This is a genomic window from Streptomyces boncukensis, assembly GCF_011045075.1.
Classification (GTDB): Bacteria; Actinomycetota; Actinomycetes; order Streptomycetales; family Streptomycetaceae; genus Streptomyces; species Streptomyces boncukensis.
Genome location: NZ_JAAKZZ010000002.1, coordinates 45,030 through 56,097, shown reverse-complemented (window position 1 = coordinate 56,097; position 11,068 = coordinate 45,030). Strand labels below are relative to the sequence as shown.

The following is an 11,068-nucleotide window of genomic DNA, read 5'->3' as shown; positions in this document are numbered from 1 at the left end:
TAAGAGACAGCCTCCCACACCTCCCACGTCGAGCGCATCGAGACCGAACTGCTGGAGGCGCTGCGCGGGATCACCCCGCGGTCGGCCCGGGTCCCGATGTTCTCCTCCGTCCTCGGCCGGTGGGTCGAGGGCGCCGAACTCGACGGCGCGTACTGGTACCGGAACCTGCGGCAGCAGGTCGGCTTCGCCGACGCCGTACGCGCCCTGCTCGACCTGGGCCACCGGACCGTTGTGGAGGTCAGCGCCCACCCGGTGCTGACCGGGGCCGTGCAGGACCTGGTCGACGACCACGGCGCGGACGGTGCCGCGGTCGTCAGCACACTGCGCCGGGACGAGGGTGGCCCGGCGCGCTTCCACCGGTCGCTGGCCGAACTCTGGGTGCGCGGCGTCGATGTGGACTGGGCGCCCGTCTTCGACGGCGTCACCCCACCGGAGGAGCCCGCGGACCTGCCCACCTACGCCTTCCAGCACCAGCGGTACTGGCTGAGCGCCCCGCCCGTCGGGAACACGGTGACCGGCGCGGGCCTCGCCGCTCCGGGACATCCGCTGCTCGACGCCGAACTGACGATGGCGAACGGCGGCACCAGGGTGTTCACGGGCCGTCTCGATGTGCGGAGGCAGCCGTGGCTGGCCGAGCACCGGGTCGGCGGCGTACTGATCGTGCCGGGCACCGCGTGGCTGGATCTGCTGTTCCACATCGGGGACCGGGTCGGCAGCCCCACGGTCGAGGAACTCACCGTCCTCGCGCCCACGACGCTCCCCGAGAGCGGCGGCACGGACGTCCAGGTCGTCGTGGAAGCGCCCGGCGGCGACGAGAGGGGCGAGCGGCACGTCACCATCCACACCCGCGGCGGCCCCCAGGACGAGGACGCGTGGACCGAGACCGCGAACGCCACCCTCACGGCGCCGGACTCCCCGGCCGCGGCGGAGGTCGGCGCGTGGCCGCCGCCCGGCGCGCGGGCGGTGGACCTGGACGGCTTCTACGACGGGCTGGCCGCGGACTACGGACCGGCGTTCCGCGCGGTGGAGTCGGTCCTGCGGGACGCGGAGGCCACCTACGCCGAGGTGCGGCTGGGCGAGACCGGCGACGACGACGGATACGGCGCGCACCCGGTGCTGCTGGACGCCCTGCTGCATCCGCTGGACGTGTCGGGGCTGCTGGGGGAGCCCGGCCAGTCGCGGCTGGCGTTCTCCTGGTCGGGCTGCCGGTTGTACGCGACCGGTGCGCGGTCGGTGCGGGTGCGGCTGGCCTCCGCCGGTGCGGACGCCGTTTCACTGACCGCGGTGGACGAGGCCGGCCTCCCGGTGGTCAGCGTCGACCGCCTCACCGTGCGGCCCGTCGGGGCCGAGGCGCTGCGGCGGCCTCTCTCCGCCGCCGACCTGCTGTTCGACGTCTCCTGGCAGCGCGCGGAACCGTCGGCGGCCGTCCCGGAGTGGGCGTTCTTCGAGGACGTCCGCGAGGCCGCACAGCTCCCCCCGGTCGTCGTCCGCACACCCGACACCGGCAGTGCCCAGGGGCCCCTGCCGGAGCGCGTCCGTACGGCCGGCCTCCGCGTTCTGCGGGACCTTCAGGAGTGGCTGGCCGACCCCCGGGCCGCCGAGTCGCGGCTCGTGCTGGCGACACGGCCAGGACGGCTGGTCACCGAGCCGCTGCGGGGTCTGCTGCGGACGGCCGCTGCCGAGCACCCGGGGCGGTTCGGGCTGCTGGCCCTCGACCGGCCGGAGCGGGACGCGATCGAGGCCGGGCTGGCGGTGGACGAGCCCGAGGTGTCGGTCCGCGAAGGCAGCGCCTTCGTCCCGCGGCTGAGCCGGGTGCCCGCGCCGGACGAGCCGGGCTCGCTGGAGGGGGAGACCGTGCTCGTCACCGGCGCGACCGGCGGACTCGGCAGGCGGGTCACCGAGCACCTCGTCCATGCCCACGGCGTCGCCGAACTGATTCTGGTCTCCCGCGGCGGCGCCGAGCAGGATTGGGTCGACCGGCTCGCCGCGGCCGGGACGACCGTGCGCTCCTTCGCCGCGGACGTCCGCGACCGCGAGGCACTGGCCGGGATCGTCGGCGCGGCCGCCGACCGGCTGACCGCCGTGGTCCACACCGCGGGCGTCGTCGACGACGGCGTGCTGACCGGCCTCGACGAGCACAAGTGGCACACGGTGCTGCGGACGAAGGTGGACGCCGCCTGGCACCTGCACGAACTCACCGAGCACCTCCCGCTCAAGGCGTTCGTCCTCTACTCGGCGGCCGCGGCCACGTTCGGCAACGCCGGGCAGGGCAACTACACCACGGCGAACGCGTTCCTGGACGCGCTCGCCCGCCATCGCGCCGCCCGGGGCCTGCCCGCGCAGTCGCTGGCCTGGGGCCTGTGGGAAGGCGGGGCCGGCATGGGCAGCCGCCTCGGCGCCGCGGACCGGGCCAGGATGGCCCGGCAGGGCACGCGGGGGTTCCCGGCGGAGCAGGGGCTCGCCGCCTTCGACGCCGCCCTCGCCGTCGACCGGCCGGCGCTCGTACCGGTCCGGCTGGACCAGGAGGCCCTGCGGACCGGCGAGGAGGTCCCGCCGCTGCTCCGCGCGCTCGTCCCGGCCCGCACCCGGCGCAGGGACCTGCGCCGCGACGACGGCGCGGCCGCGCGGGACGACGGGTTCGCGGCGCTCCCGCCGGAGCGGCGCGAGGCGCGGCTGCTCGACCTCGTCCGCACCGCCACGGCGACCGTCGTGGGGCATCGGACCGGTGACGACGTTCCGGCAGGCACCGCGTTCCAGGACCTCGGGATCGACTCGCTGCTCGCCGTGGAGCTGCGCAACCGGCTCAACAAGGCCACTGGGACCCGGCTGCCTGCGACCCTCGTCTTCGATCACCCCACGCCGCAGGACCTCGCCGTGCATCTGACCGGGCTCCTCGGGGACGAGGGCGGCACCGGCCAGGAGTCCGCCGGTCAGGAGCCTGCCGGTCAGGAGCCTGCCGTCCGGGAGCCTGCGGCGGTACCGGAGGGCCGGCCCGGCGAGGCGGGCGCGGCGGACGACCCGATCGCCATCGTGGCCATGGGCTGCCGGCTGCCCGGCGGGGTGGAGTCGCCGGAGGACCTGTGGCGCCTCGTCGAAGCGGGCGGCAGCGGGATCTCCGCGTTCCCGGCCGACCGCGGCTGGCTGCCGGACCCGGTGCTCGGAGCGGACAGCGGCATCGAGCAGGCCGGCGGCTTCCTCGACGGCGCCACCGCCTTCGACGCGGAGCTGTTCCAGCTCTCCCCGCGGGAAGCCGAGACCATGGACCCGCAGCAGCGGCAGCTCCTCGAAGTCGCCTGGGAGACCATCGAGAGCGCCGGGATGGACCCGACAGCCGTACGCGGGCGGCGGATCGGCGTGTTCGCGGGCCTGGTGCACAACGGCTACGCGGACCGCGCCGAGCTCGAAGGGCACCTCGGCGTCGGCACGGTCAGCAGCGTGGCGACCGGGCGGATCGCGTACACCTTCGGCCTTGAGGGCCCGGCGGTCACCGTGGACACCGCCTGCTCCTCCTCGCTGGTGGCGCTGCACCTCGCGGCGCAGTCGGTGCGCAGCGGAGACTCCGACCTCGCGCTCGCCGGCGGCGTCGCCGTCATGGCGTCACCGGAGACGTTCGCGACCTATGTGCGGCAGGGCGCGCTGGCCCCGGACGGGCGGTGCAAGTCCTTCGCCGAGGGCGCCGACGGCATGAGCATGTCCGAGGGCGTGGCGCTGGTGATGCTGGAGCGGCTCTCCGACGCGCGGCGCGAAGGGCACCGCGTGCTGGCCGTGCTCCGCGGCTCCGCGGTGAACCAGGACGGCGCGTCGAACGGCCTGACCGCGCCGAGCGGCAGGGCGCAGGAACGGGTGATCCGCCAGGCCCTCGCGAACGCGCGCACGGCACCCGGCGACGTGGACGCCGTGGAAGGGCACGGCACCGGCACCCCCCTCGGCGACCCCATCGAGGTCAACGCGCTGCTCGCCGCCTACGGCCAGGACCGCGATCCGCAGCGGCCGCTGCGGCTCGGCTCCGTGAAGTCGAACATCGGGCACAGCCAGGCGGCCGGCGGCGTCGCGGGCGTCATCAAGATGGTGCAGGCCATCCGGCAGGGGGTGCTGCCGCCCACGCTGCATGTGGACGAGCCCACCTCGGGCGGCGCGTGGGAGTCCGGAGCCGTCGAGCTGGTCACCGAGGCCACGCCGTGGCCCGAGGTGAACCGGCCCCGCCGGGCCGGGGTGTCGTCGTTCGGAGTGAGCGGGACCAACGCCCATGTGATCCTCGAACAGGCCCCCGACGAGGGGCCGGCCGAGGGGGAGGGGACCGGCGCACCGGAGGAGCGCCCCGCCGTGCCGTCCGCGGTGCCCTGGACGCTGTCGGGCCGGACCCCTGAGGCGCTGCGCGCACAGGCCGGCCGGCTCGCGGCCCACCTCACCCGGCACCCCGGTTCCGACCCTCTCGACGTGGGCTTCTCGCTGGCGCTGAAGGCCGGTCTGGAGCATCGCGCGGTGGTGACGGCCAGGACCGGGGGCGGCGCGGAGGCGCTGGACGCGCTGGAGGCGCTCCGTGCGCTCGCGGCCGGCGAGCGGCATCCCGCGCTCGCGCTCGACCAGGCCGACGACCCCGGGCTCCCCGCCTGGTTCGCCTCGCTCGGCGCGCGGCGGACCGAGCTGCCCGCCTACGCCTTCCAGCGGCAGCGCTACTGGCTGGCCCCGGAGGGCCCGGCCGCCGCCGGGGACGGGGCCGCGGAAGCGGCGCCCGCCGGGCTCGACGCCGACCCGGCCGGCCCGGAGGCGCTCCGTCGCCGCCTGGCCGGGCTCGGCGACGGGGCACGCCGGGAGCTGCTGGCGGACCTCGTCCGGGAGCTGCTGGCGGACTTCGTCGAGGACGGGCTCGCCCCCGGCGTCCCGGACGACGGCAACTTCTTCGAGCTGACCGGTCTGAGCTCGCTGCAGTCGGTCCAGTTCCGCAACCGCCTCAACGAGATCGTCGGACGGCGGCTGCCGGTCACCATCGTATTCAACAACCCGACCCCCGCGTCGCTGGCCGAGTCGCTGCAGGAGTGGCTCGGCAAGGACGGCGGCGCCCGCACGGCTGGAGGCGCGTAGTGCGGTCACCCCAGGAGAACGACGTGAGCACCGGACACGACGGTGCGGATGTACTGATCGTCGGCTACGGACCCGTCGGCATGGTGCTGTCGGTCCTGCTGGCCCAGCGGGGCCGGCGCGTGGATGTCGTGGAACGCTGGCCCCGGCCGTTCGGGCGGCCGCGCGCGGTCGCGTACGACAGCGAGGCCGGCCGCATCCTGGCCGCCGCCGGGCTCGGCGGGTTACTCGCCGGGTTCGGGGAGTGCGCCGACGAGTACATATGGCAGGACGCAGCGGGGGAGACCCTGCTGTACAGCAAGATCTCCGAGCGCGGCTGGTGCCACTGGCCGGACTCGACGTCGATGTACCAGCCGGAGCTGGAGGAAGCGCTGATCGCCCGCGGCGAGCGGCTGGAGAACCTGCGGGTGTTCCGCGGATACCGCGTCGACGACCTGTCCGAGGGCGAGGACGCCGTGCGGGCCGTGGCGCACGGCGCGGACGGGGAAGCGCTGGTGCTCGACGCGAAGTGGGTCGTGGGGTGCGACGGCGCGAACAGCTTCGTCCGCGGCCGCATCGACCCCAGGATGCGCGACTTCACCTTCTCGCACGACTGGCTGATCTGCGATGTGACCCTGCGGGAGCAGCGCGGGTTCCGGCCGAACAACCTTCAGATCTGCGACCCGGCGCGCCCGCGCACCGCGGTGTCCGCCGGGCCCGGCCACCGGCGCTGGGAGTTCATGCGGGTGCCCGGCGAGACCCTGGAGGAGCTGGGCACCGCCGAGTCCGCGTGGCGGCTGCTGCGGCGGTACGCCGGTGTGACACCGGACAACGCACGGCTGGACCGGTTCGCGTGCTACACGTTCGAGGCCCGCTACGCCGAGCGGTGGCGGGCCGGCCGGCTGCTGCTCGCGGGCGACGCCGCGCATCTGATGCCGCCGTTCGCGGGGCAGGGGATGAGCTCGGGGATCCGCGACGCGCTCAACCTCGCGTGGAAGCTCGACCTCGTCCTCGCGGGGAAGGCCGGTGAGGAACTGATCGACACCTACACCGAGGAGCGCTCGGCCCATGTGCGCCACGCGATCCAGCTGTCGCTGCACCTGGGCCAGGTCATCTGCCAGACCGACGAGGAGGACGCCGCCGATCTGCACGCCGTGCTCCGGGCCGCACGCGAGCGGGACATGGCCCGCTCCGCCCAGCGGCCCGGCGTCCACCCGCTCGTCGACGGCTTCCTGGACCGGGACGCCGACGGCACCTGCGCGCCACCGGTCGGCGAGCTGACCCCGCTGGGGCGCGTGTCCCGGGGCGGTGCGCCCGCGCTGCTGGACGACGCCGTCGGACCGGGCTGGGTGCTGCTGTGCCTCGACGACCCCCGGCCGTGGCTGGACGAGACCTGCCGCGGCTACCTCGACGAGATCGGCGCCCATGTCGTGCACGTCCGGCCGCCCGGCGCGAGCGGGCACGCGCCCGCGGGCGCGGTGGCCGACGTCGACGACGTGTACCGGCCGTTCCTCAGGGGCCACGGGGCCGGGGCCGTGCTGGTGCGCCCGGACTTCTACGTCTTCGGCGCGGTGCGGGACAACGACCGGCTGCCGGCGCTCGTCGCGCGGCTGCGCGAGCGCTGTGCGGTCGCCGCGCCGGTGTGAGCCGCGGCCGCTCGTCACCGGGCGCCGCGGGACAGGGGAAACGACACGATGCGAGGGAAGACCATGGTGGAGACCGCGGAGATCGGCAAAGCCTACGACGAGACGTCGCCGGTGGTGAGCGCCGTGGGGGACGGCCAGTTCCACCTCTGGTACTGGCACAGCGACGAGGACGGCGCCGCACTGGCGGAGGCGATGCGGCGCATCACCCGCAAGGTGGCCGGCGCCCTCGCACTGGAACCGGGCGAGCGCGTGCTCGACGCCGGTTGCGGATGCGGCGGCCCCGCGGTCCAGTTGGCGTCCGACACGGGCGCCGACGTCACCGGCGTCACCGTCAGCCGGGTCCAGGTGGCCCAGGCGCGGGCCCGGGGCGCGCAGAGCGAGGCCGCAGGACGCGTGCGCTTCGAGTACGGCGACTACACCGAGCTGGACTACGCGGACGCGTCGTTCGACGCGGTGGTGGCGCTGGAGTCCCTGCAGTGCGCACCGGACCTGCCCGCCGCCACGGCCGAGCTCGCCCGGGTGCTGCGTCCGGGCGGCCGGATCGCGATCACGGAGTTCAGCAGGGAACGGGCCATGACCGACGCGGACGCGGCCCGGTTCGCCGCGAGCATCGGCATCAACACGCTGCACACGCTCGACGGCTGGCTGGACGCGCTCACCCGGGCGGGGTTCGACATCGAGGAGTACACCCAGTGCGGGCCGCGGGTCTTCGGCCGGCGCAAGTGGAAGTACCTCGACCACGTGGACGCGCTGCGCGGCGACCTGACCGCCACGTTCGGCGCGGCGGCCGTCGCCGAGTTCGAGGACGGGGTGCGGCCCTTCTTCGCCCCCGCCGCTGAGCACCTCGGCTATGTGGTCATCGTCGCCGGCAAGCCGCACGACAGCGGGCCCGCGGGCGACGGCGGCCGAGCGGGCGACGGCGGCTGAGCGGGCGGCGGGTGCGTGCGCGCGCACCCGCCGCCCGCGCGGTCAGCGGACGCCGGCCACCTGCCGCACCGCGTCACGGATGATCCTGACGGCGTCGTCGACATGCTCGCGGTGGGTGCGGTGGTTGAGCACGCACATCCGCAGCCAGATCCGGCCGTTGACCCGGGTGCTCGTCAGCGTGGCGCGGCCGGAGGCGTTGATGGCCCTGAGCACCCGGAGATTCGTCTCGTCCTCGCCGACCGGGCCGCCGTCCCCGCCGTCCCCGCCGGCCACGCGGAACACGTGGACGGTGAGGTCCGGCGGCAGCACGCGCAGGCCCGGGATCCTCCGCAGCTCGCGGTCCACCACCGCGGCGAGGTCCAGCTTCTCGTCGAGCGCGGCGCGGAACGCGGCGACCCCGTGCAGCTGCAGGGGGAACCACAGCCGGAGGCCGCGCCACTCCCGGCTGAGCTCGGCGCCCAGGTCGGCGTAGTCCGGCAGCTCGTCGGCTTCGCGGTCCAGGTCGCGCAGGTAGGCGCCGCCTGCCGTGGCATGCGAGAGGCGCAGGGCGCGTCCGTCGCGTACGAGCAGGACCCCCGTGGTGTACGGCAGGAACAGCGACTTGTGCGCGTCCAGCACGATCGAGTCGGCCCGCTCGACGCCGGCCAGCAGCGCGCGGCCGCGGCCGGTGAGCTGGAAGCCGCCGCCGTAGGCCGCGTCCGCGTGCAGCCACATGCCGTGCCGGCCGGCGATATCGGCGAGCTGCGGCAGCGGGTCGATGGTGCCGGTGTCGGTCGCGCCCGCCGTGCCGACGAGCAGGAACGGACGGCGGCCCGCCGCCCAGTCCTGCTCGATCAGGGCCTCCGCCGCCCGCGCGTCCATCCGCAGCCCGGCGTCGACGGGCACCTCGCGGACCTGCTCCGGCGCGAAGCCGGCGAGCATCGCGGCCTTCGCCACGCAGTGGTGCGTATGCCGGGTGACGTACAGCGTGCCGGTGGCACCGGGGCCGCCGAGCACCGTGGTGCGGGCGGCGACGAGCGCCGCCAGCGTGCCGGCCGACGCACCGGTGGTGACCAGGCCGCGCGCCCCGTCCGGCAGGAGGAACTCCCGGCACAGCCAGCGCAGCACGCTCTCCTCCAGCGCGACCAGCTCACCGGCCATGGACGCGAAGCCCGAGTAGCGGTTGGTCACCCGGGCCAGCAGCTCGGCCACGGCCGAACTCACCAGGCCGCCACCGGGAAAGTAGGCGTAACAGCCCGGCCCGGTGGTGTCGTGGGCCCGCCCGGTGGCATCGCGGACCACCCGCAGCAGCTCCCGGAGCTCTCCGGGCCCCTCCGGGGGGCGGCCGGCCGGGGCCGTGCCCGGCTCCGGCCGCGGGCCCGGAGGGCGGTCGCGGCCCAGGGAGTCGAGGAAGCCGAGGACGAACTCGGTGACGTCCGCCATCATCGCCGCGGTCTGTTCGCGGTCCGGCTCCAGGGGGATGCGCGCCGCCCCGGGGCCTGCGCCGGCTGCGCCGTCCACGGTCAGCTCGCCCGGGGCAGGGCCGCCGCGCGGTCGTCCGCCGGGTGCGTCCTCTCGTCCGGATGCCGGGGGTCGAGCGGGGGGAGCGGGTAGGCGTAGCGCCGGCCGGGGTACATGACGGGCCGGCGCCAGTCCGAGTAGTCCAGGGTCACCAGCGTGTGCCGGTGCCGTCGGCCGGCGTCGACGGCGGCGGCGCGCGCCGAGGGGTCCGTGCCGCTCGCCCGCGCGATGCGCTGGATGCGCTCGGCGCCGAAGTTGATGGGGGCCGCCTCGCTGAACTCCCGTGCGCTGACCTGCAGCCAGTCCTCGGTGTCCGCCTTGATGCCGTCCGCCAGCTCGCGCAGCGCCTCGGGCACGCCCCGGCCCGCCGCCCGGGAGCGCCAGTAGTCGCGGACCCTGCGGCCGTGGCCGACCATGCCGGTCATCGCGCCGCCGCTGGTCATGAAATGGCCGTTGCCGAAGGAGTCGCCCGCGACGACGCCGTTCGGGACGATGAGCGCGTCGTCCCCGATCTGCTCGATCACGCTGAACAATTTCGGCCCGTAGTTCATCTGCACCCCGAGCAATTCCTCTTTCGGGATCTCCAGGATGTGCCCTGCCTGCTCCAGGAAGAAGTCCCGCATGAGGTGCTGGAAACCGGCGTAGTATTCGGGCGAGTCCTGGTCCGTTCCCTCGGGAACGAGCCCTGCGGCGACCGGGTCGAATGACTTGAAGTCGGGGACCTGCACCAGAACCCAGCCGACAGCGGGATCACCCTCGTGGCCGACGGCAATCTGGCGCACCCAGTACTCCGTGCCCTGCGCGTCGAATGCGGAGGCGATACGGCGCCGAAGCCTCCCGTCCACCAGCACATCCATCAGACCGGCGAGATAGTCGGCCTGTGCGACGACAGGGCCGCGGCCGTCCTGGTGGTCGACGTGGACGTCGTGCTGCTGGAAGCCGAGCCGCTTGGCGTCCTCGCTGTCGAACCCTTCGGCGATCATGAAGACCTCGGGGACGCCGAGGTCGATCACGTCCGTGCCCGGGGCGCGGACCCGGCGGAACCTGCCCGCGTAGTCGAGCTCCCGTATCGCCTCGATCCGGATGTGCCGGCGGCCGTCGGGCAGGGTGGTGAACCCGTCGGGGCCCGGGAGGACGCGGTGGTGGCTGAAGAGCCGCGCCCGTGGCTGCTCCAGGCCCCTGGCGAGGTCCATCGCCTCGATCTCCTCCAGATAGCGGCGCAGCAGGATGAGGACGTCCGCGGCGCGCGCCTGGAGCGTGGAGGGCCCGTCCAGGATGTCGGCCATGCCGCCGCCGAGCTTGGCGGAATCGGGCTCGGTGTCCGGGGTCGGCGGATCCGAGACGGTGATGGCGCGGTGCGGCCCGCCGCTCTTCCACCGGTCGTCGATGAACTCGGTGTGCAGCACGGTGCCGGTCACGCGCGTCTCCATCCCGGCGGCGCCGAGAAACCCGGTGAGCACGTCGTCCGCTGCCACCGGGCCGGCCGGCCAGTCCGGGTGGTACAGGCACTCGGCCAGGCGCATCAGACGGCCGTCGCCGCGGCGCGGGACGCCGTCCTCGCCGTACCTCTCCAGCATCAGCCGGTCGATCGTGCCGAGGTGATGGTAGAACTCCTGCCGGATGTTCCAGTGCACCCCCAGCGAGGGGCAGTTGCGCACATCGATACCGACAGCGCGCTTTCCGCTGGCTATCGTCCATAACATGGCCATCATGCTCGTGCCGCCGAGGCCGATTGCCAGGAAGTCGGGGTCGCGGGCCCCGGTCAGGTCTTCCGAGTACTCAGCCCTGTTGAATTGGGCGTTATCAAGGCAGACCGGTTCCGCTGTCTGCCCGTTCCGGTTCACCGGCCCAATCGGATCAGTCATCAATCCCCCTCGGGTGGAAGTCGCCCGGCCAAAGACTCATCGGGGCCGCCGGACAAGGACCTGTTGTATCCA

The 11,068-nt window shown here is 74.5% G+C and carries 4 protein-coding genes and 1 pseudogene; 3 read left to right on the top strand and 2 right to left on the bottom strand.

Going from position 1 to position 11,068, the window contains the following annotated elements:
- Nucleotides 1-18: 18 nt before the first annotated feature.
- From G5C65_RS40640 to G5C65_RS00590, 3 genes and pseudogenes are all read left to right on the top strand, one after another.
- Nucleotides 19-5,082 (top strand): annotated as a pseudogene (locus G5C65_RS40640) (SDR family NAD(P)-dependent oxidoreductase); the annotation flags it as partial.
- An 80-nt stretch (nucleotides 5,083-5,162) separates the two neighbouring features.
- Nucleotides 5,163-6,704 carry a bifunctional 3-(3-hydroxy-phenyl)propionate/3-hydroxycinnamic acid hydroxylase MhpA gene (mhpA, locus tag G5C65_RS00595; RefSeq protein ID WP_165296561.1) on the top strand — a complete coding sequence of 514 codons (1,542 nt, stop codon included), beginning with the start codon at nucleotides 5,163-5,165 and terminating at the stop codon, nucleotides 6,702-6,704.
- Nucleotides 6,705-6,752: 48 nt separating this feature from the next.
- Nucleotides 6,753-7,631, top strand: coding sequence for an SAM-dependent methyltransferase (locus G5C65_RS00590; RefSeq protein ID WP_165296554.1), 879 nt, complete (start codon nucleotides 6,753-6,755; stop codon nucleotides 7,629-7,631).
- 42 nt (nucleotides 7,632-7,673) lie between these two features.
- Here the strand turns inward: G5C65_RS00590 and G5C65_RS00585 are convergent, their stop codons facing one another.
- Nucleotides 7,674-9,131, bottom strand: coding sequence for an aminotransferase class V-fold PLP-dependent enzyme (locus tag G5C65_RS00585; protein WP_206441083.1), 1,458 nt, complete (start codon nucleotides 9,129-9,131; stop codon nucleotides 7,674-7,676).
- Nucleotides 9,132-9,133: 2 nt separating this feature from the next.
- Complete coding sequence (locus tag G5C65_RS00580) at nucleotides 9,134-10,834, bottom strand: FHA domain-containing protein (RefSeq protein ID WP_165296553.1); 1,701 nt, start codon at nucleotides 10,832-10,834, stop codon at nucleotides 9,134-9,136.
- Nucleotides 10,835-11,068: the final 234 nt, after the last annotated feature.

Bases quoted from the DNA above. Each gene is read 5' to 3' on its own strand.
- mhpA (WP_165296561.1), top strand. From the start codon at position 5,163: ATGGTGCTGTCGGTCCTGCTGGCCCAGCGGGGCCGGCGCGTGGATGTC.
- G5C65_RS00590 (WP_165296554.1), top strand. From the start codon at position 6,753: ATGCGAGGGAAGACCATGGTGGAGACCGCGGAGATCGGCAAAGCCTAC.
- G5C65_RS00580 (WP_165296553.1), bottom strand. From the start codon at position 10,834: ATGTTATGGACGATAGCCAGCGGAAAGCGCGCTGTCGGTATCGATGTG.